This window comes from Cupriavidus oxalaticus, from assembly GCF_004768545.1.
Taxonomy (GTDB): domain Bacteria; phylum Pseudomonadota; class Gammaproteobacteria; order Burkholderiales; family Burkholderiaceae; genus Cupriavidus; species Cupriavidus oxalaticus_A.
This window is the reverse complement of sequence record NZ_CP038635.1, coordinates 1,113,286-1,138,989: the sequence shown is the minus strand read 5'-3', so window position 1 is coordinate 1,138,989 and position 25,704 is coordinate 1,113,286. Positions and strand designations below refer to the sequence as shown.

Here is a 25,704-nt window from a genome sequence, read left to right as displayed (position 1 = left end):
TCCTAGCCGCGCGCGGGGAGATAGGCCGCCGGATCGACCGGCTTGCCATTGGCGCGCACTTCGAAATGCAGTTCGCTGGCGCTGGCGCCCATGCGGCCCACGTCCTGCCCGGCCGCCACCGTGGTGCCCTCGCTGACCAGCGGCTGGTCCAGGTTGCCGTAGACGGTCAGCCAGTCGTCGTTGTGCTTGACGATCACCAGCATGCCGTAGCCGCGCAGGTTGCCCACATGGATGGCCCGGCCGGCCGCGGCGGCGCGCACCGTGCCGTTGGCCGGCACGGCAATGGTCAGGCCCTTGCTGGCGGGCGGCGAGTAGCGCGCGATGACGCGGCCGTCGGCCGGCCATTGCAGGCGGATGCTGCTGGCGGGCGGCCTTGACGCGCCGCTGTCGGCGCGTGGGGTATCGGTGACGGCCTGGCCGGTGCCGGTCGAGGCGGTCGAGCCGGCCGAGGCGGCGGCACTGCCGCCGGGCGGCCGCACGCGGATCAGCTGGCCCACTTCGATCTGGCTGGGGCTGGCGATGTCGCTGTTCCAGCGGGTCAGGTCGCGCACGGTGCGGCCGTGCTTGCGGGCGATCGAATAGAGCGTATCGCCGCGTTCCACGCGGTAATAGCCATCCGGCACGGGGCCGCCGGTGGTGCCGCAGCCGGCCGCGACCGCGGCGGCGGTGGCGGCCAGCAGCAGGCCCAGCGCGCGGCGCCGGCCTGCCTCGATGTCATGTCTGGTTTTCGTCATGCGTCCCTGTTTGTCTTCATGCCGGGGGGCGGCTTGCGAATGCGTATTATCGCCGCGTGCGCTGCCCGGCACCGCCGGATAGACCATCGCATGGCCTTTCCGTTCGCCGCGCGGCACGCCATGGCCGCCGCAAATGCCCGAATCCGCGACCGATCCCGGGCACCAATCCGCTATAATTCAAGGTTTTCGAAGCGCAGGAACATCATGGAAGCAGAACGCCTCAACGCCATCTCCAGTGCCATCTCCGATCTCCGTTCCCGGACGGAAGATCTACGGGGGTATCTTTGACTACGATGTCAAAGTAGGAAGGCTGGACGAAGTCAACGGCCTGCTGGAAGACCCGGACGTCTGGAACAACCCCAAGCGCGCCCAGGATCTCGGCAAGGAAAAGAAGGCCCTCGAGGGCGTGGTAAGCGTCCTCGGCAAGCTCACGGACGACCTTAGCGGTGCCGAGGAACTGTTCGAGCTCGCCAAGGAAGAAGGCGACGACGAGACCCTCGAATCGATCGAAACCGACGTCCAGGGCTTCGAGGAGATTGTGGCGGGCATGGAATTCCGCCGCATGTTCTCCGGCGAAATGGACCAGGCCAACGCCTTTATCGACATCCAGGCCGGCGCCGGCGGCACCGAAGCCTGCGACTGGGCCTCGATGCTGCTGCGCCAGTACCTGAAGTACTGCGAGCGCAAGGGCTTCAAGGCCGAGGTGCTGGAAGAGTCCGAAGGCGACGTGGCCGGCATCAAGAGCGCGACCATCAAGATCGAGGGCGAATACGCCTTCGGCTACCTGCGTACCGAGACCGGCGTGCACCGCCTGGTGCGCAAGTCGCCGTTCGATTCGTCGGGCGGGCGCCATACCTCGTTCTCGTCGGTGTTCGTCTACCCCGAGGTGGACGACTCGTTCGAAGTGGAAGTCAACCCGGCCGACCTGCGCGTGGACACGTACCGCGCCTCGGGTGCCGGCGGCCAGCACATCAACAAGACCGATTCGGCCGTGCGGATCACGCACATCCCGACCGGCATCGTGGTGCAGTGCCAGAACGACCGCTCGCAGCACCGCAACCGTGCCGAGGCCATGTCGATGCTGAAGTCGCGCCTGTACGAGCACGAGATGCGCAAGCGCCAGGCCGAGGCCGACAAGCTGGAAGCCGGCAAGACCGACGTGGGCTGGGGCCACCAGATCCGCTCCTACGTGCTGGACCAGAGCCGCATCAAGGACCTGCGCACCAACGTGGAAATGTCCAATACCCAGAAGGTGCTGGACGGCGACCTGGACCCGTTCATCGAGGCCAGCCTCAAGCAGGGACTGTAAGGCAACGACCGTTGTCCGCGCCGCCCGCCCTGCCGGCGCGGCCGGCGGCGGCACAGCAATCCATCCAACGCTGTACCGCCGCCCGCGCCGCACCGCACGGCGGCAGGGCGACATCTCCGACCGGGGCACCATGAGCGAAGCCAATCACCTCTACATCATCACCGGCGCCTCGCGCGGCCTGGGCGCGGCACTGACCAACGCCCTGCTCGTGCCGGGCAACCGCCTGATCTGCGTGGCGCGCAGCCGCAACAACGAGCTGGAGCGCATCGCCACCATGAGCGGCGTGCCGGTGGCCTGGCACCTGCAGGACCTGTCCCAGGCCGGCCCCGCGGCCACCTGGCTGGCCAGCGTGATCGATACCCTCGACCAGCCGCCGGCCAGCGCCACGCTGATCCTGAACGCCGGCGTGGTCGAGCCGATCGGCCCGGTCTCGCGCCTGCAGGAAAGCACGCTGGTACCGCACTTGCTGACCAACCTCGCGGCGCCGATGACGATGACCGCTGCGTTCCTGGAGCGCACCGAGAAGTTCGACTGCCCGCGCAAGGTGCTGGCGATCTCTTCCGGCGCGGCACGCCGCCCGATCGAGGGCTGGAGCGCCTACTGCGCCGGCAAGGCGGGCCTGGACATGTTCATGCGCTCGGTCAACGCCGAGTATGCGCAGGCACCGGCACCGCGCACCGTGCGCGCGGTGGCGCTGGCGCCGGGCGTGATCGATACCGGCATGCAGAACGTGATCCGCAACGCCGACTTTGCCCAGGTCCAGCGCTTCCGCGACCTGAAGGCGAACGAACAGCTCGCTTCCGCCGAGGAAACCGCGGGCCGCATCGTCGCCTACCTGCACCGCCCGGATTTCGGCAGCACCGAGCTGGACGATCTCCGCAATTACTGAAGCCATACTGATCCCGCGCGCGGCCCGCCGCGTGCGACGCTAGAAGACATCATGACCGAACCGAATCACGACCAGGCCAAGTCGCAGACCAAGCCAGCCGCCGCGGACACGCCCGCCGTCGACGAGAACAAGATCATCGCGGAGCGGCGCGAGAAGCTGGCCGCGCTGCGCCAGCAAGGCGTGGCCTTCCCCAACGATTTCCGCCCCACCCACCAGGCCGCCGCGCTGCACGCGCAGTATGGCGAGTCCGACCAGGCCGCGCTCGAAGCCAGCCCGGTCGAGGTCGCGATCGCCGGCCGCATGATGCTCAAGCGCGTGATGGGCAAGGCCAGCTTCGCCACCGTGCAGGACGGCAGCGGCCAGATCCAGTTCTACATCACCCGCGACAAGGTCGGCGAAGAGGTCTACGCCGCCTTCAAGCACTGGGACCTGGGCGACATCATCAGCGCCCGCGGCGAGCTGTTCCGCACCAACAAGGGCGAGCTGTCGGTGCAGGTGCGCGAGCTGCGCCTGCTGTCCAAGTCGCTGCGTCCGCTGCCGGACAAGTTCCACGGCCTGGCCGACCAGGAGATGAAGTACCGCCAGCGCTATGTCGACCTGATCGTGTCGCCGGAAACGCGCAACACCTTCCGTGCCCGCACCAACGCGATCTCCTCGCTGCGCCGCCATATGGCCGACGCCGGCTTCATGGAAGTGGAAACGCCGATGCTGCACCCGATCCCGGGCGGCGCCGCGGCCAAGCCGTTCATCACGCACCACAACGCGCTGGACATGCAGATGTTCATGCGCATCGCGCCCGAGCTGTACCTGAAGCGCCTGGTCGTCGGCGGCTTCGAGCGCGTGTTCGAGATCAACCGCAACTTCCGCAACGAGGGGGTGAGCCCGCGCCACAACCCCGAGTTCACCATGATGGAGTTCTACGCGGCCTACACGGACTACCGCTGGCTGATGGACTTCACCGAAGACCTGATCCGCAAGGCCGCGATCGACGCGCGCGGCAGCGCCGTGCTGACCTACCAGGACCGCGAGCTCGACCTGTCCAAGCCGTTCCATCGCCTGACCATCTGCCAGGCGATCCAGAAGTTCGCGCCGCAGTACACCGACGCGCAACTGGCCGATGCCGAGTTCCTGCGCGTCGAGCTGAAGAAGTTCGGCGTCAACACCAACGCGCCGCAGTTCCTCAATGCCGGGCTGGGCACGCTGCAGCTGGTGCTGTTCGAGGAAACCGCCGAGAGCCAGCTGTGGGAGCCGACCTTCATCGTCGACTACCCGGTCGAGGTCTCGCCGCTGGCGCGCGCTTCGGACACGGTGCCGGGCATCACCGAGCGATTCGAGCTGTTCATCACCGGCCGCGAGATCGCCAACGGCTTCTCGGAGCTCAATGATGCCGAGGACCAGGCCGACCGCTTCCGCAAGCAGGTCGAGCAGAAGGATGCCGGCGACGAGGAGGCGATGTATTTCGACGCCGACTATATCCGCGCGCTGGAATACGGCATGCCCCCGACGGGCGGCTGCGGCATCGGCATCGATCGCCTGGTGATGCTGCTGACGGATAGCCCGAATATCCGCGACGTCATCCTGTTCCCGCACCTGCGCAAGGAAGACTGACGGTGTGCTCCCTCTCCCGCAAGCGGGAGAGGGAGCACACAAGCGGTAGGTCAAGACACGCCGCACGGGCCATCCTCTGTTACAGCCCCACCTCCCCGCCGCACCAAGCCACGCCCAACCCATTGATACAAAAGGCCTTTTCCGCCTACATATATTTACAAAAACAAACGGAAAACGCCCCCCGCTTCCGCCAAACTGGTTCCATCCCATCGCGGCCATCGCCGCACCGGAGCCACAATGCAGAGCCAAGCCACTTCGCACGACCACACCCCCACACCGCTGCAGCCGCTGCCGCCGCTGCGCCGGCTGCATCCGCTGATCGGCGCGGCAGCCGTGGCCGTGGTCATTGCCAGCCTGACCGCCGTCGCCGCCGTCACCGGCGTGCTGCCGCTCGGCAAGGCCGACCCTGATCTGCACGCACCGCAAAGCCAGCAAGCTGCACAGGCGCCGCAAGGGCCTTTGCCGGTCACCACGCAGACCGCCCCGCCGCCAGGCAGTACTACGCGTCCGCCTGTCTACGACGACGGCCAGCCCGCGCAATCGCGCCAGAACGCCACTTCCTCGCAGCCGACGCAAGCGGCACCGCGCACCGCTCCCGCGCGCCAGGCCGCCCAGCGCGATAGCGAGCCCCGCGCCAGCCAGAGCGCCGCCACCGAGCGCCCGGCCGCCAAGGGCAGCCCATATGCCGGCCGCATCGTCGCCGTCACGCCGATAGAGACCCAGAAGCCCAACACCAGCGGCCTGGGCGCGCTCGGCGGCGCCGTGGTGGGCGGGCTGCTGGGCAACCAGGTGGGCAAGGGCAATGGCCGCATCGTCGGCACGGTTGTCGGTGCGGTGGGCGGCGGCGTCGCAGGCAACCAGATCGAAAAGGCCGTGAGCAAGGACACCCACTATCAGGTGCGCGTCCGCATGGATGACGGCAGCCACCGCACCTTCACGTATGAGCAGGACCCCGCGGTGCAGGTCGGCGAGCGCGTGCACATGGAAAACGGTGCGCTGGTGCGAGGCTGACCCTCCAAATTCGCGCTGCACCAATGCAAAAGGCCGGCGATCACGCCGGCCTTTCTGCTTCATTCCGATACCGAGAGCTTATTCCGCTTCCTGGATCCAAGCTTGCTGGATCGCCTCCAGGATCTTCTCGCCCGAACGCGCCGGATCGTCGGCGAAGCCGTCGAGCTCCAGCACCCAGCTGCGCAGGTCGGTAAAGCGCACGCCGGCCGGGTCGACGTCAGGATACTTGTCGTACAGCGCGGCGGCGATATCGTAGGTATCGGTCCACTTCATGGGTTCGTTCTCCGCTGAGATCTGTGCCGGCGGCTCAGTGGCCTTCCTTGGCGTGGTTGATGGTGTACTTGGGAATCTCGACGGTCAGGTCTTCCTCGTCGACGATGGCCTGGCAAGACAGGCGCGAATTCGGCTCCAGGCCCCAGGCCTTGTCGAGCAGGTCCTCTTCCTTCTCCTCGGCCTCGTTGAGCGAATCGAAGCCTTCGCGCACGATCACGTGGCAAGTGGTGCAGGCACAGGATTTCTCGCACGCGTGCTCGAGCTCGATACCGTGGGAAAGCAGCGAGTCGAGGACGCTGACGCCCTTCTCGGCTTCGATCACCTTCCCTTCCGGGCAGTATTCGACGTGGGGCAAAACAATGATCTGTGGCATGTCGTTTCCTGGGTTCTGTAGTGCGGTGCAGGCGCGGTGATCAGCCCAGTTCCTGTACCTTGCGCCCGGCCAGCGCGCTCTTGATCGAGCGGTCCATGCGGCGGGCGGCGAATTCATCGGTGCCGTGCGACAGTTTTTCCACCGTGGCGCGGATCGCCAGGTGATCTTCACCCCTGGCGATCTCGCGCACGCCGGCGATCAGCGCTTCGACCTGTGCGCGCTCCTCGGCCGACAGCAAGTCGCCATCGGTCTGCAGCGCACGCTCGGTGGCCTCGACCAGGCGGTCGGCCTCGACACGTTCCTCGGCCAGCGCACGGCTCTTCATGTCGTGCTCGGCTTCGCGGAAGCTGTCCTGCAGCATGCGCGCGATATCGTCGTCGGCCAGCCCGTACGACGGCTTGACCGTCACCGAGGCTTCCACGCCCGAATGCGTCTCGCGCGCGGTCACCGACAGCAGGCCGTCGGCGTCGACCTGGTAGGTCACGCGGATGCGCGCCGCGCCAGCCACCATCGGCGGGATGCCGCGCAGCTCGAAGCGCGCCAGCGAGCGGCAGTCACTGGCCAGCTCGCGCTCGCCCTGCAGCACGTGGATCGCCATCGCAGTCTGGCCGTCCTTGAAGGTGGTGAACTCCTGCGCACGCGCCACCGGGATGGTGCTGTTGCGCGGGATGATCTTCTCGACCAGCCCGCCCATGGTCTCGACGCCCAGCGACAGCGGGATCACGTCGAGCAGCAGCCAGTCTTCGCCCGGCGCATGGTTGCCGGCCAGCAGGTTGGCCTGCATCGCGGCGCCCAGCGCCACCACGCGGTCGGGGTCGAGATTGGTCAGCGGGGTCTGGCCGAAGTAGTCGCCGACCGCCTTGCGGATCGACGGCATGCGCGTGGCGCCACCGACCAGCACCACGCCCTTGACGTCGTCGGGCGTCACGCCGGCGTCGCGCAGCGCCTTGCGCACCGGTGCCAGTGTCTTCTGCACCAGATTGGCGGTGATCTTCTCGAAGGTCTCGTCGGTCAGCGTCAGGTGGACGATCTCGCCGGAGTCGAGCACTGCGTCGATCACGGTGCTGTCCGCTTCCGACAGGGCTTCCTTGGCGGCGCGCGCGCGCACCATCAGCAGGCGCATGTCCTGCGCCGACAGCGGCTGCAGGCTGGCCTGCTCGACGATCCAGCACAGCAGCCGCTGGTCGAAGTCATCGCCGCCCAGCGCGGAATCGCCGCCGGTGGCCATCACTTCGAACACGCCGCGCGTGAGCTTGAGCACCGAGATATCGAAGGTGCCGCCGCCCAGGTCATAGACCGCGTAGACGCCTTCGGCGGCGTTGTCGAGGCCATAGGCAATGGCCGCGGCGGTGGGCTCGTTCAGCAGGCGCAGCACTTCCAGGCCGGCCAGGCGCGCGGCGTCCTTGGTCGCCTGGCGCTGTGCCTCATCGAAATAGGCCGGCACGGTGATGACCGCACCGACCAGGTCGTCGCCCAGCGTGTCTTCGGCACGCTGGCGCAGCGTGGCCAGGATCTCGGCCGAGATTTCCACCGGGCTTTTCACGCCCGCGGCGGTCTTGATCTGCACCATGCCCGGCGCATCGACGAAATCGTACGGGCTGTGCTCGATATTGGCCACGTCGCGCAGGCCGCGGCCCATGAAACGCTTGACCGAGACGATGGTGTTCTTGGGATCGCGCACCGCTTCGTCCTGGGCCCGGTAGCCGATATGCGCGGTACGGTCCGGCAGGTAGCGCACGACCGAAGGCAGCAGCGCGCGGCCGCGCTCGTCGCCCAGCACCTCGGGGATGCTGCTGCGTACCGCGGCCACCAGCGAGTTGGTGGTGCCGAGGTCGATGCCGACGGCCAGGCGGCGTTGGTGGGGCGCCGGCGACATGCCGGGTTCGGAAATCTGGAGCAGTGCCATGGTAATTCTTCGCTGTCTTGTACGGCAGGGGAAACCGCCATGCGGGCGGCATGGGTGCGGTTTTCAAGCCGGGCGCCATTGTGTCACGGCCCCGGCAATCGTGCCGGTCAGTCTTCCAGCCGGTCGATAGCCTCGCTGGTATCGTGCTCGATCTTCTCGATAAACATCAGCTGGCGGACCGCGCCACCGGCGGCTTCGTTGTCGCCGGCGTCGAGCAGCGCGCCCATTGCGGCGTGGCGCTCGCGCTTTTCCCGGCGCAGCTCGCGCAGCAGCGCATCGAGGCGGTCCACGTCGCGCGCTTCCACCGCTTCCTGCAGTGCTTCACGCCACTCCATCTGCTGCATCAGGAAGGCGGGCGACATGGCGGTGTTGTTCTCCGCCTGCACGTCGACGCCGCGCAGCTTCAGCAGGTAGGTCGCGCGGCGCAGCGGCTGGCGCAGCGTGCGGTACGCTTCGTTGGCATGCGCGGCCCACTGCATGGCCACGCGGCGCTCGGCATCGCCGGCGTTGGCGAAGCGGTCCGGGTGCGCCTGCGACTGCACGGTGCGATAGGCCGCGTCCAGCGCGGCCTCGTCGACGCCGAACTGTGCCGGCAGGCCGAACAGCGCAAAAAAATCGTCTTTCAACTGCTTCCCCAAGAAAAAAGAGCGGCCGCGCCGCCCCTTCGTCCATTCGCCGCCATCACCGGCCGGCAGGCTGGCTGGCCCGCGCCAGCGCCCACTCCGCCGGCGCTTCATTGCGGTCGCACTTCAGGCAGTTCACCCGCGTGCCGATCATGCCGGCGCGGCCCTGCACGCTCTGCGTCCACGGCCGCAACTGCCACGGCGGATCGTGCCGGACGTGCTGGCCATGGCCGCAATCGAGTTCGGCCACCCAGTGGCCTTCCTCGTCCCGGTGGAACCCGGTGATGCTGCGCTCCACCGACGCTACCGCGATGTGCTGCTCAGACCGTGAAGGACTCGCCGCAGCCGCACTCGTCCTTGACGTTGGGGTTGTTGAAGCGGAACCCTTCATTCAACCCTTCGCGCGCATAGTCGAGCTCGGTGCCGTCGATATACGGCAGGCTCTTGGCGTCGACGATGACCTTGATGCCGTGCGACTCGAACACCGCGTCTTCCGGCAGCAGCTCGTCCACATACTCCAGCTTGTAGGCCAGGCCCGAGCAGCCGGTGGTCTTCACGCCCAGGCGCAGGCCCACGCCCTTGCCGCGGCGTTCCAGGTAGCGGGCGACGTGCTTGGCCGCCTTCTCGGTCATCGTGATCATCGTTGCGTCTTCCTTCGTGCTTCGCTTGTCGATCGACAGGATCAGGCGGCCTTCTGCTCGGCGCCGTGCTTCTTCTTGTAGTCTTCGACAGCGGCCTTGATCGCGTCTTCAGCCAGGATCGAGCAGTGGATCTTCACCGGCGGCAGCGCCAGTTCCTCGGCGATCTGGGTGTTCTTGATCTCCAGCGCCTGGTCCACGGTCTTGCCCTTGACCCACTCGGTCACCAGCGACGACGAGGCGATGGCCGAGCCGCAGCCATAGGTCTTGAACTTGGCGTCTTCGATCACGCCAGCCTCGTTGACCTTGATCTGCAGCTTCATCACGTCGCCGCAAGCCGGGGCGCCGACCATGCCGGTGCCGACCGCATCGTCGTTCTTGTCGAACGAACCGACGTTGCGGGGGTTTTCATAGTGGTCGAGAACCTTCGTGCTGTATGACATTTTGCTTACCTCTTGCGTATCTTTTGCGGGGGGTCTTGCTGTAATTTTTTCTGATCCGTCGGGCGCTCAGTGCGCGGCCCACTGGATCGAATTCAGGTCGACGCCGTCCTTGAACATTTCCCACAGCGGCGACAGGTCGCGCAGCTTGCCGATCTTCGACTTGAGCAGCTCGACAGTGAAGTCGATCTCCTGCTCGGTGGTGAAGCGGCCGACCGTGAAGCGGATCGAGCTGTGCGCCAGCTCATCGTTGCGGCCCAGCGCGCGCAGCACGTACGACGGCTCCAGCGAGGCCGAGGTGCAGGCGGAGCCCGACGACACCGCCACGTCCTTGATCGCCATGATCAGCGACTCGCCCTCGACGAAGTTGAAGCTGACGTTCAGGTTGTGCGGCACACGGTGTTCCAGGTCGCCGTTCAGGTAGACCTCTTCCATGTCCGACAGGCCGTTCCAGAGGCGGTCGCGCAGCATGCGGATGCGTTCGTTCTCGGTGGCCATTTCCTCGCGGGCGATGCGGAAGGCTTCGCCCATGCCGACGATCTGGTGCGGGGCCAGCGTGCCCGAGCGCATGCCGCGCTCATGGCCGCCGCCGTGCATCTGCGCCTCGATGCGCACGCGCGGCTTGCGGCGCACGTACAGCGCGCCGATGCCCTTGGGGCCATAGGTCTTGTGGGCCGAGAACGACATCAGGTCGCACTTCAGCTTGTTCAGGTCGATCGCCACCTTGCCGGTCGCCTGTGCGGCGTCGCAGTGGAAGATGATGCCCTTCTCGCGGCAGATCTCGCCGATCTGCTCCACGTCCTGGATTACGCCGATCTCGTTGTTGACCAGCATCACCGACACCAGGATCGTGTCCGGGCGCAGTGCCTGCTTGAACACGTCCATGTCGAGCAGGCCGTTTTCCTTCACGTCCAGGTAGGTCACCTCGAAGCCCTGGCGCTCCAGTTCGCGCGTGGTGTCGAGCACGGCCTTGTGCTCGGTCTTCACGGTGATGATGTGCTTGCCCTTGCCCGAATAGAAGTTCGCGGCACCCTTGATCGCCAGGTTGTCCGATTCGGTCGCACCCGACGTCCACACGATCTCGCGCGGGTCGGCGCCGACCAGTGCGGCGACCTGCTCACGCGCTTCTTCCACCGCGCGCTCCGCGTCCCAGCCGTACGCATGGCTGCGCGAGGCGGGGTTGCCGAACTGCTCGCGCAGGTACGGAATCATCTTGTCCGCCACGCGCGGGTCCACCGGCGTGGTGGCCGAGTAATCCATGTAGATGGGGAAATGTGGGGTGCTCATCGTTATGACTGCCTTTTAGGGACCGCTGTATCGCTGATTACTGTCGTTGCCTGCCGCGTGCGTTGGTAGACGCTCAGGACTGCGCCAGGCTGAATACTGAATTCACCACCCTCGCCCGGACCGGCTTTTCCTGCTTGTCGGCCTTGCCGCGCGCGGCGGCGGCGGCCGGCTGCGCGGCTTCCTCGCGCATGTCGTGCAGCACCGCGGGTTGGCGGGCACGCTGCTGGTCGACCAGGTTCTTGAGGGAGACGGAGTCGAGGTACTCGACCATCTTCTGGTTCAGCGTTGCCCACAGTTCGTGGGTCATGCAACGCCCGGAGCCGTCATCTCCGTTACAATTACCCTTTCCGCCGCACTGGGTGGCGTCCAGCGGCTCGTCGACGGCGATGATGATGTCCGCCACCGTGACGTCTTCGGCCTTGCGCGCCAGGCTGTAGCCACCGCCCGGGCCGCGCACGCTTTCGACGATCTCATGCCGGCGCAGCTTGCCGAACAGCTGTTCCAGGTAGGACAGCGAGATCTTCTGGCGCTGGCTGATGCCGGCGAGCGTCACCGGTCCCTGATCCTGGCGCATGGCCAGGTCGATCATCGCAGTGACCGCGAAGCGGCCTTTGGTGGTCAGTCTCATGGTGCAGGGCTCTGGGGGGTAAAGCGAATACTTGATCGTTTCCGTCAAGTATAAAGGTACCCGACTAATTCAGTCAACTACCCTGCCGCAGCGCATCAAACCCCGCGCCCTCCTCCCGGCAGCCCTCGCCGGGCTTGCCGCACGCGGCGGCATGACCCGCGCCCGTGCCGGCTCAACCGGCGGCGGCCTGCAGGCGCTGGCGCAGCATCGCGACCAGCCCATCGCAGGCATCCTCGACATAGTCGAGCACGCGCTCGAAGCCGTCGCCCTCGCCGTAGTACGGATCGGGCACTTCTTCGGCATCGTGGCAAGTGGCGAAGCTCATCAGCAGGCGAAGCTTGTCACCGGCGCCGGGATGCAGCCGGGACAGGCCGGCGAGGTTTTCGCGGTCCATCGCCAGGATCAGGTCGAAGCGGTCGAAGTCAGGCAGGCCGACCTTGCGGGCGCGCAGCGCCGACAGGTCGTAACCGCGGCGCAGCGCGGCGCGCTGGGTGCGTGGATCGGGCGCACGGCCCAGGTGGTACTCATGGGTGCCGGCCGAGTCCAGTTCGACCAGCTGCTCCAGCCCGGCCACGGCGAGCTTGGCGCGCAGCACCCCCTCCGCCGTTGGCGAGCGGCAGATGTTGCCCATGCAACACATCAGAATGGCGTATTTCTTCATCGGTCGATCGACAGCGGGGCTGGAGAAAGCGCAGGCGCGGCCACGGCACGGCGGCGCTCAAAGGCCCCTTGCCCGCCGGGCCTGGTGGTTCCGAGAGGCAGAATTCTAGCCGCCTGCACGGAACGGACGCCAAAGCCCTCCGGTGCCCGCGCCGTGGCGGCGGGCCGGCCTATGCGAGCTGCTTGGCCAGGCGCTCGCCGTGCGCAAACCCGGCCACCAGGGCAGCTTCGGCGGATTTGAAATGATCGGTGATGCGCGAGGTCTCGGTCAGCGTGCCGGCGGCGCGGATATTGGTCCCCGGGCGGCAGACGCGCACCGTGTACGACCATTCGCTTTGCGAGCGTTGCTTGACCTGGACCTGCACCTCGTGGGTTTCATAGACCTTTTTCTTCCACTCGCCGACTTCGGTCATTGTGTTTTCTCCTCGGGAAATGGGACAGGATAGCGGCTAATTGACCTCACCGGCATCGATGGCCCGCATTGCCGCGGCCTCGGCCAGCGCAACGGCCGCCTCCTGCGTGGGCGCATCGCCGGCGATGGCCTCGTAGGTGGGCCCGGCCGGCTCGCCAAAGGCATCGGCAATGCGCATCTGCCCGGCAAAGCCCCCTGCGGCATTAGGCACCGCGCTGGCCACGACCAGGTAGCCCCCGTACTCGAACTGGCGCTCCATGGCAGCTCCTTGAGCCCGGCTCACGCCGGCAGCTTGGCCGCCAGCACTTCCAGCTTCTGGATCGGCGGCGTACCCATGAACAGTTCCGGCGCCCGGGCCATCAGCGCGGCGGCAACCTTGCCGGCCAGGTGTGCCTCGCGCGCGGACTCATCGGCAAAGGCATCGAAGATGCCGAACATCGACGGCCCCAGGCGCAGCGCGAACCAGGCTGCGGTGCCGGTCTCCTGCTGCACCAGCGCCAGTCCGTCGCGCAGGAACTGCCCGACTTCCTGCTCCTTGCCGGGCCGCGCTTCCAGCGGCACCCACAGGCCAAGCTTCACCATGATGCGTCTCCGGGATCGGTGATGACGCTTTTCACTATAGGCCAGCCGCGGCGCGCGCCGGCGCCACTGCCGGACCTCACGCCGGCGGCAGCACGCCCTCGCCGCTGGCGCCGAACACCTGCGCCTTGAGCTTGGCCAGCTGATCGCGCACCTGTGCCGCCTGCTCGAACTCCAGGTTGCGGGCATGGTCGAGCATGAGCTTTTCCAGCCGCTTGATTTCCTTGGAGACCTGCTTCTCGCTCATGTCCTCGTAGCGCGCCTGCTCCTGCGCTGCCTGCAGCTCGGCCCTGGCATCGCTGGCGTTGTAGACGCCGTCGATGATGTCCTTGATGCGCTTGACCACGCCGCGCGGAACGATGCCGTTGGCCTCGTTGAAGGCCATCTGCTTGGCGCGGCGGCGCTCGGTCTCGCTGATGGCCTTCTGCATCGAGTCGGTCATGCGGTCGGCATACAGGATGGCGGTGCCATTGACGTTGCGCGCGGCGCGGCCGATGGTCTGGATCAGCGAGCGCTCGGCGCGCAGGAAGCCTTCCTTGTCCGCGTCCAGGATCGCCACCAGCGAGACTTCGGGGATATCCAGGCCCTCGCGCAACAGGTTGATGCCGACCAGCACGTCGAAGGTACCCAGGCGCAGGTCGCGGATGATCTCGACACGCTCCACCGTATCGATATCCGAGTGCAGGTAGCGCACCTTGACGCCGTTCTCGGACAGGAACTCGGTCAGCTGCTCGGCCATGCGCTTGGTCAGCGTGGTCACCAGCACGCGCTCGTTGACCTCCACGCGCGCGTGGATTTCCGACAGCAGGTCGTCCACCTGCGTGGTCGCCGGACGCACGATGATGGTCGGATCGACCAGCCCGGTCGGGCGCACCACTTGCTCCACCACCTGCCCGGCGTGGTCCTTCTCGAACTGCGCTGGCGTCGCCGTGACGAACATCACCTGGCGCATCTTGCGCTCGAATTCGTCGAACTTGAGCGGGCGGTTGTCCAGCGCCGACGGCAGCCGGAAGCCGTACTCGACCAGCGTGGTCTTGCGCGCGCGGTCGCCGTTGTACATGCCGTTGAGCTGGCCGATCAGCACGTGCGACTCGTCCAGGAACATCAGCGCATCGGACGGCAGGTAGTCGACCAGCGTTGGCGGCGGCTCGCCCGGGCGAGCGCCGGACAGGTGGCGCGAATAGTTCTCGATGCCCTTGCAGAAGCCCAGCTCGGAAAGCATTTCGAGATCGAAGCGGGTACGCTGCTCCAGCCGCTGCGCCTCCACCAGGCGGTTTTCCTTGTGGAAGAACTCCAGCCTGTCGCGCAGCTCGTCCTTGATCGCCTCGATCGCGCGCATCACGGTCTCGCGCGGCGTTACATAGTGGCTCGAGGGATAGACCGTGAAGCGCGGGATCTTCTGTTTCACGCGTCCGGTGAGCGGATCGAAAAACTGCAGCGACTCCACTTCGTCGTCGAACATCTCCAGCCGCACCGCCATCTCGGCGTGTTCCGCCGGGAAGATGTCGATGGTGTCGCCGCGCACGCGGAACGTGCCGCGCTGGAAATCGGTCTCGTTGCGGGTGTACTGCATGGCGATCAGGCGCGCGATCACGTCGCGCTGGCTGATCTTGTCGCCGGCCCGCAAAGTGAGAATCATCTGGTGGTATTCGTTCGGGTTGCCGATACCATAGATCGCAGAAACCGTCGCCACGATCACCGTGTCGCGGCGCTCCAGCAGGCTCTTGGTCGCCGACAGACGCATCTGCTCGATATGCTCGTTGATCGACGAGTCCTTCTCGATGAACAGGTCGCGCTGCGGGACGTAGGCCTCAGGCTGGTAGTAGTCGTAGTAGCTGACGAAGTACTCGACCGCATTGCGCGGGAAGAACTCGCGAAACTCGGCATATAGCTGGGCCGCCAGCGTCTTGTTGGGCGCGAACACGATCGCCGGCCGTCCCAGCCGGGCGATCGTGTTGGCCATGGTGAAGGTCTTGCCCGACCCGGTCACGCCCAGCAATGTCTGGTACGAGAGGCCGTCCTCCACCCCCTCCACCAGCTGGCGGATCGCCTCCGGCTGGTCCCCGGCGGGCGGGAACGGCTGGTACAGCTGGAACGGGGAGCCGGGAAATGTGACGAATTTGCTTTCGTCCAGGGCCGGCGCGGCTTCTGCGAGGTTCGACATAGGGGGCGGAATAGCGGGAGAGGTAATTAAGAAGTAACGAAAGAAGTGATGGCGAGACTAGGGAAAAACCTCAGGAAAACGGGCGGATACGCTAGAATCTTGGGGTTGACAGCCCCCGCTTCAAACCGTTTCAGGCCCGTCCCGAACGGCATGGGGCCGATTCCGCCCAGAACGGAACGGGGCCTGCCAGCCGCCAGCGCAGTCCGAAGCATTCTACGCCTTCCCGTTTTCTTTCATTGCCGACCACGAGATTCCAAATGAGTTTGTTTTCTGCCGTCGAGATGGCCCCGCGTGACCCGATCCTGGGCCTCAACGAAGCCTTCAATGCCGACACCCGCGCCACCAAGGTCAACCTGGGCGTTGGCGTGTACTTCACCGACGAAGGGAAAATCCCCCTGCTGCGCGCCGTCCAGGAGGCAGAAAAAGCCCGTCTGACCACCGCCACCCCGCGTGGCTACCTGCCGATCGAAGGCATCGCCGCCTATGACCAGGCAGTGCAGACGCTGCTGTTCGGCAAGGAATCGCCGCTGATCACCGAAGGCCGCGTGGTGACGGCCCAGGCACTGGGCGGCACCGGCGCGCTGAAGATCGGCGCCGACTTCCTCAAGCGCCTGTACCCGGACGCCAAGGTCGCCATCAGCGACCCGAGCTGGGAAAACCACCGCGCGCTGTTTGAAGCCGCCGGTTTCCCGGTCGTCAACTACGCTTACTACGACGCTGCCAGCCACGGCCTGAACTTCGCCGGCATGGTGGAATCGCTGAAGTCGTACCCGGCCAACACCATCGTCGTGCTGCACGCCTGCTGCCACAACCCGACCGGCGTCGACCTGTCGGCCGAGCAGTGGAAGCAAGTGGTGGAACTGGTCAAGGAACACAACCTGATCCCGTTCCTGGACATGGCCTACCAGGGCTTCGCCGACGGCATCGACGCCGACGGTGCCGCCGTGCGCCTGTTCGCCGACTCCGGCCTGCCGTTCTTCGTGTCCAGCTCGTTCTCGAAGAGCTTCTCGCTGTACGGCGAGCGCGTGGGCGCGCTGTCGATCGTCACCACCGGCAAGGAAGAAGCCCAGCGCGTGATGTCGCAGGTCAAGCGCGTGATCCGCACCAACTATTCCAATCCGCCGACGCACGGCGGCACCGTGGTCGCCACCGTGCTGAACAGCCCGGAACTGCGCGCCATGTGGGAAGAAGAGCTGGCCGAGATGCGCGACCGCATCAAGCTGATGCGCCATGCGCTGGTGGACAAGCTGGCCGCCAAGGGCGTGCCGGGCGACTTCTCCTTCGTCAAGGCGCAGCGCGGCATGTTCTCGTACTCGGGCCTGACCTCGGCCCAGGTGGACCGCCTGCGCAACGAACACGGCATCTACGCTGTCGGCACCGGCCGCATCTGCGTGGCGGCGCTGAACAGCCGCAACATCGATGCGGTGGTCGATGCGATCGCAGCGGTGATGTAAGGCTGCCAGCGTTGCTGCGCGGCAACGGGCGGCAACACGTGACAGTGCGTTGCAACTGGCGCAAGCATCACAAAGCGTCATTAAAAAAGCGGCCTCGGCCGCTTTTTGCATTTGTTTTCAGTCTTGTAGGACAGTGTCATCCAAATATCAGGCGAATGCCTTATTGTGTTCCGCAGATAGGGAAGTACCTTAAGGTATATGCTGCAAAGCAAGATCGTTAGCACGGTCGTTCGATAACGGGCATAATCCGCGACGATCCCAGGTGTATTGTCAGTACATTAGTACTTGGTGGTACGTGACCAAAAGTAAGACAGGCAGAAACGGCATGCTCTACCAACTGCATGAGTTCCAGCGCTCGATCCTGCACCCGCTCACCGCATGGGCCCAGGCGACCGCCAAGACTTTCACCAATCCCCTCAGCCCGATGTCGCTGGTTCCCGGCGCCCCCCGGCTTGCGGCGGGCTATGAGCTGCTGTACCGGCTCGGCAAGGAATACGAAAAGCCGGCATTCGACATCAAGTCGGTGCGCTCCAACGGCCGCGACATCCCCATCGTCGAACAGTCCGTGCTGGAAAAGCCGTTCTGCAAGCTGCTGCGCTTCAAGCGCTATGCCGACGACCCGGAAACCATCAAGCTGCTGAAGGATGAGCCGGTGGTGCTGGTGTGCGCGCCGCTGTCGGGCCACCACGCCACGCTTCTGCGCGACACCGTGCGCACGCTGCTGCAGGACCACAAGGTCTACGTGACCGACTGGATCGACGCGCGCATGGTGCCGGCCGAAGACGGTGCCTTCCACCTGTCGGACTACATCTACTATATTCAGGAATTCATCCGCCATATCGGCGCCGAAAACCTGCATGTGGTGTCGGTGTGCCAGCCGACCGTGCCAGTGCTGGCCGCGATCTCGCTGCTGGCCTCGGCCGGCGAGACCACGCCGCGCACCATGACCATGATGGGTGGCCCGATCGATGCCCGCAAGAGCCCGACCGCCGTCAATTCGCTGGCCACCAACAAGTCCTTCGAGTGGTTCGAGAACAACGTGATCTACACCGTGCCGGCCAACTACCCCGGCCACGGCCGCCGCGTGTACCCGGGCTTCCTGCAGCATGCCGGCTTCGTGGCGATGAACCCGGACCGGCACCTGTCCTCGCACTATGACTATTACCTGAGCCTGGTCGAGGGCGACGCCGACGACGCCGAGGCGCATGTGCGCTTCTACGACGAGTACAACGCGGTGCTGGACATGGCCGCCGACTATTACCTCGACACCATCCGCGAAGTGTTCCAGGAATTCCGCCTGGCCAACGGCACGTGGGCCATCGATGGCAAGCCGGTGCGGCCGCAGGATATCGAGGGCACCGCGCTGATGACGGTGGAAGGCGAACTGGACGATATCTCGGGCGCGGGCCAGACTGCCGCCGCGCACGACCTGTGCAGCGGCATCCCGAAAGACCGCAAGCAGCACATCACCGCGCCGCGTTGCGGCCACTACGGGATTTTCTCGGGCCGGCGCTGGCGCGAGAACATCTATCCGGACCTGCGCGATTTCATCCGCAAGTATCACCAGACCGCGGCGAAGTAACGCTGCCGCAGACAGGACAACGCCCGCAATCGCGGGCGTCTCCTTTCAGGTCGCGCTCTCGGGACAGCAGGAGCGCTTCAGGTAGCAGAGCAGCATCTCGGAATGCAGCTCGGCAAAACGCTCGTGCTCATGTTGCGAAGCCACGTCGCGCCCGGTCACGGCGCTGATGGTGTAGCGGTTGGACAGCACGTAGTAACCCAGCGCCGAGATCGTCAGGTAGAACTGCGGCACGTCGATGTTGTCACGGAAGACGCCCTGCTGCTGGCCCCTGCGGATCACGTCGGCCAGCACATCCACGACCGGGTTGATCAGCTGCTGCAGCTGCGCGGATTTCTTCAGGTGACGGGCTTCGTGCAGGTTCTCGCTGTTGATCAGGCGGATGAACTCGGGGTGCTCGTAATACCAGTCCCAGACAAAGCGGGCCAGCGCGCGCACGCCGGCGATCGGGTCTTCGTCGACCAGGTGCAGCCTTTCTTCAGCGGCGCGGAATTCGGCGTACTGTTTTTCCAGCACGGCCAGGAACAGCCCTTCCTTGCTGCCGTAGTAGTAATACAGCATGCGTTCGTTGGTTTCCGCGCGCCGGGCAATCTGGTCGACGCGGGCGCCGGCCAGACCACCCTTGGCAAATTCCTCGGTGGCCGCAGCGAGGATTCGTCGGCGCGTCCCTTCGGGATCGCGTTTGGTCTTGGTCTCTGTTGACATGGATGGCAGGTCGATCGTTGCGCGGATTATGGCACACACCGGAATGCGGCAGTCCGGCTGCGCGACGCGCATCATCGCCGTTTCTGTCCACCGGCGAAATCGGGGATAATCCTTGCGGCGCGAGGGCTCGAAGAGGCCCGCCGGCGACGGTTACGCCGGATTATTGTGCGCCGGCGCAGTCCCGCCGGGTGTTTCCCGGGCGGCAGTTGTGTCGCCAAACACGCATAGCGCCGCCCCATAAACGTCCAGTCCTGTCCTGATCCGGTTTGTCTCCTGAATTCCAGCCTGTTGTCGTGAATCCCGCCGTCAAATCCCTCGCCGACCGCATCGAGGCACTGTTGCCCCAGACTCAGTGCACCAAATGCGGATTCAACGGCTGCCGCCCGTACGCCGAGGCCATGGCCGCCGGCGAAGCGGCCTGCAACCGCTGCCCGCCGGGCGGCGCGGAAGGCGTGCGCCGGCTGGCCGGGACGCTTGGCGTCGAACCCATGCCGCTCGATCCGGAGCGCGGCAACGAGCAACCGCGCGCGGTCGCGCTGATCGACGAGAGCCTGTGCATCGGATGCACCCTTTGCATCCAGGCATGCCCTGTCGATGCCATCGCCGGCGCCGCCAAGCAGATGCATACGGTGATCCCCGAACTGTGTACCGGCTGCGACCTGTGCGTGGCGCCCTGCCCGGTCGACTGCATCGCCATGGTCCCGGTCACCGGCGACCGCACCGGCTGGGACGCCTGGTCACAGGCCCAGGCCGACGCTGCCCACGCGCGCTACCTGGCGCGCCAGGCCAGGCTGGTGCGCGAGCGCGAGGAAAACGACGCGCGCCTGGCCGCCAAGGCCGCGGCCAAGCTGGCCGCGGTGCAGGCCGAAGCTCCGCAGGACGACGCCGAGCGCGCCGCGCAGGAACGCAAGCGCGCCATCATCCAGGCTGCGATCGAGCGCGCCCGCCAGAAACAGCAGGCCGCGCGTCCGCGCAATATTGAAAACGTCTCCCCCGCCGTCCAGGCGCAGATCGATGCCGCCGAAGCGCGCCGCGCGCGCGCCGGCCTGACCGAGCCGGGCGTCGGCCCCAACGCCAAACCCGACCCGGAACGACAACAATGAACGCCGCCAAGTGCCGTGCCATTTTCGAGACGCTGCGCGAAGTCAACCCGGCCCCGGCCACTGAACTGGAATACAGTTCGCCGTTCGAGCTGCTGATTGCCGTGCTGCTGTCGGCGCAGGCCACCGACGTCGGCGTCAACAAGGCCACGCGCCGGCTGTTCCCGGTCGCTCACACGCCTCAGCAGATGCTCGACCTCGGCGAAGCCGGGCTGAGCGAATACATCAAGACCATCGGCCTGTACAAGACCAAGGCCAGGCATGTGATCGAGACCTGCCGCATCCTGGTCGAGCGGCACGGCGGCAAGGTGCCGCCCGACCGCGAAGCGCTGGAAGCGCTGCCGGGCGTGGGCCGCAAGACCGCCAACGTGGTCCTCAATACTGCCTTTGGCGAGCCCACCATTGCGGTCGACACGCATATCTTCCGGGTCGCCAACCGCACCGGGTTGGCGCCGGGCAAGAACGTGGAGGTGGTCGAGCAGAAGCTGCTCAAGTGCGTGCCGCATGAATTCCTGCACGATGCGCACCACTGGCTGATCCTGCACGGCCGCTACGTGTGCAAGGCGCGCAGGCCGGAATGCTGGCACTGCGTGATCGAGCCTTTATGCGAGTTCAGGGAAAAGACGGAAGCGCCGCAGCTGTGAAGCGCCCGGCGGCGGGCCTTAGTGCGGCTCGCGCGCCAGCACCATGGCCAGCTGCAACGCCGTGCGTGCCACCACTTCGACATCGGGTGTATAGCCCTGTCCGATCCAGCGCAGGGCGACATGGATGACCCCACCCGCAACGCCAGCGGTCAGCAACGGATCGAGCCGCCGGCCCGGCGGCAGCAGCGCCTGCGCCAGCAGGCCGCCGAATTCGCCCAGCGAATCCGCCAGCGCGCCATCGACCAGCTTGCTGACGCCGCGGATCTCCACCAGGAACACCCGCGCCGAACGCGGCTCGCACTGCAAGGTCCCGAAATAGGCGCGCAGCATGGCCAGCGCCCGGTTGGGGCCGTCGCCGCCGGCCGCCTCACCGGCGCGCGCCAGTGTCTGCAGCAGGCGGTGGGTGACCGCCTGGAACGACGCCAGCAGCAGCGCCTCGCTGTTGGCGAATGACTCGTAGAAATAGCGCTCGGTCAGGCCGGCGGCCTCGCAGACGGCCTTGACCGTGGCGTTCTGGTAACCGCGCTCGCCATAGACCTGCACCGCCGCGGCGATCAGCTGGCTCCGGCGCTGAGCGCGCCGTTCTTCGGCTTCGGCGCCGCGGTAGCGGCGTGCGGGGGTGAGCTCGGGGGTCATGTGCGCCATTATGACATTCCCTATTGTCAGATGCCTTGTCTTATCGCTTCTGACAACCTATGTTGTCAGAAGCGCCACTCGCCCCCGGATGCCTGACATGACCGCAGCCCATCCTGATGATGCCGTCCTCGATGTCCTGATCGTAGGCGCCGGCCTGTCCGGCATCGGCGCCGCGCGCCACCTGCAGATGCGCTGCCCCGGCAAGCGCTACGCCATCCTGGAAGCCCGCGACGCCATCGGCGGCACCTGGGACCTGTTCCGCTACCCGGGCATCCGCTCCGACTCGGACATGTACACGCTGGGCTACCGCTTCAAGCCCTGGCGCGGCGCCAGGGCCATCACCGACGGGCCGTCGATCCGGGCCTATATCCGCGAGACCGCCGAGGAAGCCGGCATCACGCCGCATATCCGCTTTGGCCACAAGGTCGTCAGCGCCGCATGGGAAAGCGCCGCCGGCTGCTGGACGGTCGAGGCCGAGCGTACGGCAAATCACAGCCGCCTGCGCCTGCGCACCCGCCTGCTCTATGTCTGCGCCGGCTATTACAGCTATGCCGAGGGGCACCGCCCGGCCTTTGACGGCGAGGAGCGCTTCCGCGGCCGCATCCTGCATCCACAGTTCTGGGACGAATCGCTCGACTACGGCGGCAAACGCGTTGTGGTGATCGGCAGCGGCGCCACGGCGGTCACGCTGGTGCCGGAGATGGCAAAGCGCGCCGCGCAGGTGACCATGCTGCAACGCTCGCCCACCTACATCGTGACGCGCCCCGCCGAAGACGCGATCGCCCACAAGCTGCGCAGGCTGCTGCCCGAGCGGCTGGCCTACGGCGCCACGCGCTGGAAGAACGTGCTGCTCGGCATGATGTTCTTCCAGCTGGCGCGGCGGCGGCCCGCGCGCACCAGGGAAAAGCTGATCGGCATGGCGGCGGCGCAGCTGGCACCGGGTTTCGACGTCGCGACGCATCTCACGCCGCGCTACAACCCATGGGACCAGCGCCTGTGCCTGGTGCCCGATGGCGACCTGTTCGGCGCCATCCGCGACGGCCGTGCCACGGTGGAGACCGATACCATCGAACGGTTCACCGAAGACGGCATCGTGCTGGCCAGCGGCAAGACGCTCGCCGCAGATATAGTAGTCGTGGCCACTGGGCTGAAGCTGAACATGCTGGGCGACATCGCGGTCAGCGTCGACGGCGAGCCGCGCCGCCCCGCCGACTCGTTCGCGTACAAGGGGATGATGCTGAGCGGCGTGCCCAACCTGGTGCTCGCCTTCGGCTACACCAATGCCTCGTGGACGCTCAAGGCCGACCTCACCGCCGAGTACGTCTGCCGCCTGTTGCGCCATATGGGCCGCCATGGCCACCGCATGGCGATGCCGCGCGCGCCGGCCGGCATGCAGCCCACGCCGTTCCTGGATTTCACGTCGGGCTATGTGCAACGTGCCGCCACCGTGCTGCCCCGTCAAGGCGACCGCAAGCCCTGGCGCGTCTATCAGAATTACTTGAAAGACATGCTGACGATCCGGCACGGGCGCATCGCCGACGGCGTGCTGCAGTTCGATGTCCCGTCTTTCTCCTCCCCGGCTGGCCGGCCACACCGCGACAGCCAGGAGCCTGCCGAAACCAATACCGTGCCGGCCGTTGCCGGCAACGAGGTGCAATCGTGACCATCGCCCTGACCGTCGCTGGCCTGCTGATCGGGCTGCTCGTGGTGCTGGGCGCCGCGCTATGGCTGCACACGTTGCGCACCGTCCGGCGCATCGAGGCGGCAATGCCGCCGCGCGGACGCTTTGTCGAGGTACCCGGCGCGCGGCTGCACGTGGTCGAGCGCGGCCAGGGTCCCGCCGTGCTGCTGGTGCACGGCCTGTCCGGACAACTGGAGAATTTCGGCTACGGCATGATCGAACCGCTCGCGCGCCATTTCCGCGTGATCGCCGTCGACCGCCCCGGCGCGGGCCACTCGACGCGCGTGGCAGGCACCGCTGCGGATCTGCCGGCACAGGCCGAGTCGCTCGCGGCACTGTGCGACCAGCTTGGACTGGACAAGCCGCTGGTGGTCGGCCACTCGCTTGGCGGCGCGATCGCGCTGGCACTGGCCATCCATCACCCCGAGCGCGTCGGCGGCCTGGCGCTGATCGCGCCGCTCACCCATCCGCCCAAGGCGATTTCGCCGGTCTTCCAGGCGATGACCGTGCCGGGCGCGCTGCGCCGGCTGCTGGCGTGGACGCTGGTGGTGCCGATGTCGGAACGGCGCCGTGAAGAAGTCATGGATATCGTGTTCGGTCCCGACCCGTTCCCGCTCGACTTCCCGACGCGCGGCGGCGGCCTGCTGGCGCTGCGGCCCTCCCATTTCCTTGCCGCTTCCGAGGACCTGATCGGTGCCGCGCGAAGCCTGCCGGCAATGTTGCCGCACTATGGATCGCTGCGCGTGCCGGTGAGCGTGCTGTACGGGCGCGATGACCGCATCCTCGACTTTGCCGAGCATGGCGAAGCACTGGTCGCCAGGGTGCCGGGCGCCACGCTGACGCTGGTCGACGGCGGGCATATGCTGCCGGTGACCGCCATCGACACCTGTGTCGACTTTGTGCGCGACGCCGCCGCGCCGCGGCATGCGCCGGCGCCGGGCCCGGCCCAGTTCGCCTGAACCACGGAGTTCCTGCCATGACCACCCCGACCGCCTCCAATCCCTACAAGCAGGATGTCTTCACCGCGTTCCGGGCCGTGCGCAAGCTGCTGGCCAATGGCAACGACACCGAGCAGGTGTTCCGCATCATGCGCGCGCTGAACGGCCCGTCGATGCCGCGCAACTTCGGCCGCCTGCTGTCCACGCCCGACGGCAGGCGCATGGTCTACCAGCGCATCGAACTGGCCGAGCGCCTGTCCGATCCTGCCTATGTCGCGAGCTTCGCCCCGGGCACGGTCGGCGCGGCGTATCGCGCTTTCCTGGAACAGACCGGTTACAGCGCGGACGGGCTGGCCAAGGTCTCCAACCTCGACCAGGAGCCGGTGATCGAGGACGCGTACATGTGGTTCGGCCGGCGTACCCGCGACATCCACGACATCTGGCATGTGCTCACCGGCTACCGGGCCGACGAAAGCCTTGGCGAAGCCGCGCTGGTGGCGTTCAGCTACGCGCAGACCGGCGGCAAGGGATGGGCGTTCATTGCCATCGCGGCGTCGCTGAAAAGCCTGCGCGTGACCGGCCGCCTGGCCTTTGCGCGCGCCGTGCTGGAGGGCTACCGGCTGGGGCGCCGCGCCGGGTGGCTGCTCGGCGAGGACTACGAAAGACTGTTGCACGAGCCGCTCGACGCCGCCCGCGCACGGCTCGGCATTGCGGAGCCGGGGCGCTATCTCGCCTGCAATGCGGTGCAGGAATGGACTGCCTGACGCAGGCGCGCACCAGTACAAAAAAAGCGACCCGACGGGTCGCTTTTTTTTGGTTCTGGCGCGCGGCCTCTTCAGACGATGCGGCAGGCTTCGTCGAACGGCAGGCGCGGCAGGCGCGGATGCAGCTTGTCGGCAACGCCGTAGCCCAGGTTGACCAGGAAGTTGACCGACCACTTGCCATCGGGGAAGAAGGCCGCGTTGACCTTGTCGGCGTCGAAACCACCCATCGGGCCGCAATCCAGGCCCAGCGCACGTGCGGCCAGGATGAAGTAGCCGCCTTGCAGCGAGCTGTTCATCAGGGCGTCGCGGGCGATCTTCTCCTCGTTGCCGGCATACCAGGCACGCGCGTCGGCGTGCGGGAACAGGCGCGGCAGCTGGTCGTGGAAGGCCTTGTCGAAGGCGATGATCGCCGTGACCGGCGCCGAGCGGGTCTTGTCGACGTTGCCGGCCGATACGCAATCCACCAGGCGCGCCTTCTCGGCCGCGCTCTTGACGAAGACGATGCGGGCCGGGCTGCTGTTGGCGGCGGTCGGGCCGAACTTCATCGCGTCATAGACCTGGTGCAGGACGGCGTCGTCCACGTGGCGGTCCTGCCACACGTTGTGGGTGCGGGCCTCGGTGAACAGTTGCGCCAGCGCGGCTTGGTCGATCTGGGACATGCGGCTCTTC

General features: G+C 66.5%; 29 protein-coding genes. 11 read left to right on the top strand and 18 right to left on the bottom strand.

Annotation, left to right across the window (positions count from 1 at the left end; all coding sequences use genetic code 11):
- Nucleotides 1-2: 2 nt before the first annotated feature.
- The gene (locus tag E0W60_RS16100) at nucleotides 3-734 is read right to left on the bottom strand and encodes a peptidoglycan DD-metalloendopeptidase family protein (RefSeq protein WP_135704938.1); all 732 of its coding nucleotides are present in this window, start codon (nucleotides 732-734) and stop codon (nucleotides 3-5) included.
- 204 nt (nucleotides 735-938) lie between these two features.
- On the opposite strand from E0W60_RS16100, the gene prfB reads away from it, so the two are divergent.
- The 4 genes from prfB to E0W60_RS16080 all read left to right on the top strand — a co-directional run bounded on the left by prfB (nucleotide 939) and on the right by E0W60_RS16080 (nucleotide 5,551).
- Nucleotides 939-2,043, top strand: a protein-coding gene (gene prfB / locus E0W60_RS16095; RefSeq protein WP_135704937.1) for a peptide chain release factor 2 whose coding sequence is annotated in 2 segments (ribosomal slippage) — nucleotides 939-1,019 and nucleotides 1,021-2,043 — 1,104 coding nt in all. Because the reading frame shifts where the segments join, the coding sequence is not laid out codon by codon here.
- Between the two features lie 130 nt (nucleotides 2,044-2,173).
- Nucleotides 2,174-2,932: an SDR family oxidoreductase gene (locus tag E0W60_RS16090; protein ID WP_133097580.1), complete on the top strand. Its 759-nt coding sequence runs from the start codon at nucleotides 2,174-2,176 to the stop codon at nucleotides 2,930-2,932.
- Nucleotides 2,933-2,983: 51 nt separating this feature from the next.
- Nucleotides 2,984-4,540, top strand: coding sequence for a lysine--tRNA ligase (lysS, locus tag E0W60_RS16085; RefSeq protein WP_135704936.1), 1,557 nt, complete (start codon nucleotides 2,984-2,986; stop codon nucleotides 4,538-4,540).
- 237 nt (nucleotides 4,541-4,777) lie between these two features.
- A complete protein-coding gene (locus E0W60_RS16080; protein WP_135704935.1) occupies nucleotides 4,778-5,551 on the top strand; it encodes a glycine zipper 2TM domain-containing protein in 774 nt (257 codons plus the stop codon).
- 78 nt (nucleotides 5,552-5,629) lie between these two features.
- Here E0W60_RS16080 and iscX read toward each other — a convergent pair whose 3' ends face one another.
- The 14 genes from iscX to uvrB all read right to left on the bottom strand — a co-directional run bounded on the left by iscX (nucleotide 5,630) and on the right by uvrB (nucleotide 15,534).
- Nucleotides 5,630-5,824, bottom strand: a complete 195-nt coding sequence (gene iscX / locus E0W60_RS16075; protein WP_133097583.1) for a Fe-S cluster assembly protein IscX — start codon at nucleotides 5,822-5,824, stop codon at nucleotides 5,630-5,632.
- Nucleotides 5,825-5,858: 34 nt separating this feature from the next.
- The gene (fdx, locus tag E0W60_RS16070) at nucleotides 5,859-6,197 is read right to left on the bottom strand and encodes an ISC system 2Fe-2S type ferredoxin (RefSeq protein WP_111519648.1); all 339 of its coding nucleotides are present in this window, start codon (nucleotides 6,195-6,197) and stop codon (nucleotides 5,859-5,861) included.
- Between the two features lie 40 nt (nucleotides 6,198-6,237).
- On the bottom strand, nucleotides 6,238-8,103 hold the full coding sequence (gene hscA / locus E0W60_RS16065; RefSeq protein ID WP_133097584.1) for a Fe-S protein assembly chaperone HscA: 1,866 nt from the start codon (nucleotides 8,101-8,103) through the stop codon (nucleotides 6,238-6,240).
- Between the two features lie 107 nt (nucleotides 8,104-8,210).
- Complete coding sequence (gene hscB / locus E0W60_RS16060; protein WP_133097585.1) at nucleotides 8,211-8,729, bottom strand: Fe-S protein assembly co-chaperone HscB; 519 nt, start codon at nucleotides 8,727-8,729, stop codon at nucleotides 8,211-8,213.
- A 55-nt stretch (nucleotides 8,730-8,784) separates the two neighbouring features.
- Nucleotides 8,785-9,024, bottom strand: coding sequence for a DUF3565 domain-containing protein (locus E0W60_RS16055; protein ID WP_135704934.1), 240 nt, complete (start codon nucleotides 9,022-9,024; stop codon nucleotides 8,785-8,787).
- Nucleotides 9,025-9,046: 22 nt separating this feature from the next.
- Nucleotides 9,047-9,367 carry an iron-sulfur cluster assembly protein IscA gene (iscA, locus tag E0W60_RS16050; RefSeq protein WP_010809024.1) on the bottom strand — a complete coding sequence of 107 codons (321 nt, stop codon included), beginning with the start codon at nucleotides 9,365-9,367 and terminating at the stop codon, nucleotides 9,047-9,049.
- Between the two features lie 41 nt (nucleotides 9,368-9,408).
- On the bottom strand, nucleotides 9,409-9,807 hold the full coding sequence (iscU, locus tag E0W60_RS16045) for a Fe-S cluster assembly scaffold IscU (protein ID WP_010809025.1): 399 nt from the start codon (nucleotides 9,805-9,807) through the stop codon (nucleotides 9,409-9,411).
- A 66-nt stretch (nucleotides 9,808-9,873) separates the two neighbouring features.
- Nucleotides 9,874-11,097, bottom strand: a complete 1,224-nt coding sequence (locus E0W60_RS16040) for an IscS subfamily cysteine desulfurase (RefSeq protein WP_276609610.1) — start codon at nucleotides 11,095-11,097, stop codon at nucleotides 9,874-9,876.
- Between the two features lie 67 nt (nucleotides 11,098-11,164).
- Entirely contained in the window at nucleotides 11,165-11,719 is a 555-nt protein-coding gene (gene iscR, locus E0W60_RS16035) for a Fe-S cluster assembly transcriptional regulator IscR (RefSeq protein WP_063238406.1), read from the bottom strand.
- Between the two features lie 172 nt (nucleotides 11,720-11,891).
- Nucleotides 11,892-12,380, bottom strand: a complete 489-nt coding sequence (locus tag E0W60_RS16030; protein ID WP_133097589.1) for a low molecular weight protein-tyrosine-phosphatase — start codon at nucleotides 12,378-12,380, stop codon at nucleotides 11,892-11,894.
- Between the two features lie 169 nt (nucleotides 12,381-12,549).
- The gene (locus tag E0W60_RS16025; protein ID WP_133097590.1) at nucleotides 12,550-12,792 is read right to left on the bottom strand and encodes a hypothetical protein; all 243 of its coding nucleotides are present in this window, start codon (nucleotides 12,790-12,792) and stop codon (nucleotides 12,550-12,552) included.
- A gap of 36 nt (nucleotides 12,793-12,828) precedes the next feature.
- Complete coding sequence (locus tag E0W60_RS16020; RefSeq protein ID WP_029046863.1) at nucleotides 12,829-13,050, bottom strand: hypothetical protein; 222 nt, start codon at nucleotides 13,048-13,050, stop codon at nucleotides 12,829-12,831.
- Between the two features lie 20 nt (nucleotides 13,051-13,070).
- Nucleotides 13,071-13,373 (bottom strand): putative quinol monooxygenase, encoded by a 303-nt coding sequence (locus E0W60_RS16015; RefSeq protein WP_133097591.1) that lies wholly within the window; start codon nucleotides 13,371-13,373, stop codon nucleotides 13,071-13,073.
- Nucleotides 13,374-13,449: 76 nt separating this feature from the next.
- Entirely contained in the window at nucleotides 13,450-15,534 is a 2,085-nt protein-coding gene (uvrB, locus tag E0W60_RS16010) for an excinuclease ABC subunit UvrB (RefSeq protein WP_135704933.1), read from the bottom strand.
- Between the two features lie 257 nt (nucleotides 15,535-15,791).
- On the opposite strand from uvrB, the gene E0W60_RS16005 reads away from it, so the two are divergent.
- The gene (locus tag E0W60_RS16005; protein WP_135704932.1) at nucleotides 15,792-16,988 is read left to right on the top strand and encodes an amino acid aminotransferase; all 1,197 of its coding nucleotides are present in this window, start codon (nucleotides 15,792-15,794) and stop codon (nucleotides 16,986-16,988) included.
- A gap of 325 nt (nucleotides 16,989-17,313) precedes the next feature.
- Complete coding sequence (locus E0W60_RS16000; protein WP_133097594.1) at nucleotides 17,314-18,570, top strand: polyhydroxyalkanoate depolymerase; 1,257 nt, start codon at nucleotides 17,314-17,316, stop codon at nucleotides 18,568-18,570.
- Nucleotides 18,571-18,615: 45 nt separating this feature from the next.
- Here E0W60_RS16000 and E0W60_RS15995 read toward each other — a convergent pair whose 3' ends face one another.
- Nucleotides 18,616-19,272 (bottom strand): TetR family transcriptional regulator, encoded by a 657-nt coding sequence (locus E0W60_RS15995; RefSeq protein ID WP_133097595.1) that lies wholly within the window; start codon nucleotides 19,270-19,272, stop codon nucleotides 18,616-18,618.
- A 293-nt stretch (nucleotides 19,273-19,565) separates the two neighbouring features.
- Between E0W60_RS15995 and rsxB the strand changes: the two genes are divergently transcribed.
- Both rsxB and nth read left to right on the top strand, forming a co-directional pair.
- Nucleotides 19,566-20,375 carry an electron transport complex subunit RsxB gene (rsxB, locus tag E0W60_RS15990; RefSeq protein WP_135704931.1) on the top strand — a complete coding sequence of 270 codons (810 nt, stop codon included), beginning with the start codon at nucleotides 19,566-19,568 and terminating at the stop codon, nucleotides 20,373-20,375.
- Nucleotides 20,372-21,016 (top strand): endonuclease III, encoded by a 645-nt coding sequence (gene nth, locus E0W60_RS15985; RefSeq protein WP_133097597.1) that lies wholly within the window; start codon nucleotides 20,372-20,374, stop codon nucleotides 21,014-21,016. Before rsxB ends, nth begins: the two co-directional genes overlap by 4 nt.
- Before the next feature lie 18 nt (nucleotides 21,017-21,034).
- Here the strand turns inward: nth and E0W60_RS15980 are convergent, their stop codons facing one another.
- On the bottom strand, nucleotides 21,035-21,661 hold the full coding sequence (locus E0W60_RS15980) for a TetR/AcrR family transcriptional regulator (RefSeq protein WP_135704930.1): 627 nt from the start codon (nucleotides 21,659-21,661) through the stop codon (nucleotides 21,035-21,037).
- Between the two features lie 88 nt (nucleotides 21,662-21,749).
- On the opposite strand from E0W60_RS15980, the gene E0W60_RS15975 reads away from it, so the two are divergent.
- From E0W60_RS15975 to E0W60_RS15965, 3 genes are read left to right on the top strand one after another with little or no spacing between them, the layout of a single operon-like run.
- Nucleotides 21,750-23,315 carry a flavin-containing monooxygenase gene (locus E0W60_RS15975; RefSeq protein ID WP_135704929.1) on the top strand — a complete coding sequence of 522 codons (1,566 nt, stop codon included), beginning with the start codon at nucleotides 21,750-21,752 and terminating at the stop codon, nucleotides 23,313-23,315.
- A complete protein-coding gene (locus E0W60_RS15970; protein WP_135704928.1) occupies nucleotides 23,312-24,292 on the top strand; it encodes an alpha/beta fold hydrolase in 981 nt (326 codons plus the stop codon). The genes E0W60_RS15975 and E0W60_RS15970 overlap by 4 nt, the downstream gene beginning before the upstream one ends.
- 17 nt (nucleotides 24,293-24,309) lie before the next feature.
- Complete coding sequence (locus tag E0W60_RS15965; protein WP_135704927.1) at nucleotides 24,310-25,035, top strand: Coq4 family protein; 726 nt, start codon at nucleotides 24,310-24,312, stop codon at nucleotides 25,033-25,035.
- Between the two features lie 71 nt (nucleotides 25,036-25,106).
- Here the strand turns inward: E0W60_RS15965 and E0W60_RS15960 are convergent, their stop codons facing one another.
- The gene (locus E0W60_RS15960) at nucleotides 25,107-25,694 is read right to left on the bottom strand and encodes a malonic semialdehyde reductase (RefSeq protein WP_135704926.1); all 588 of its coding nucleotides are present in this window, start codon (nucleotides 25,692-25,694) and stop codon (nucleotides 25,107-25,109) included.
- Between the last annotated feature and the right edge of the window lie 10 nt (nucleotides 25,695-25,704).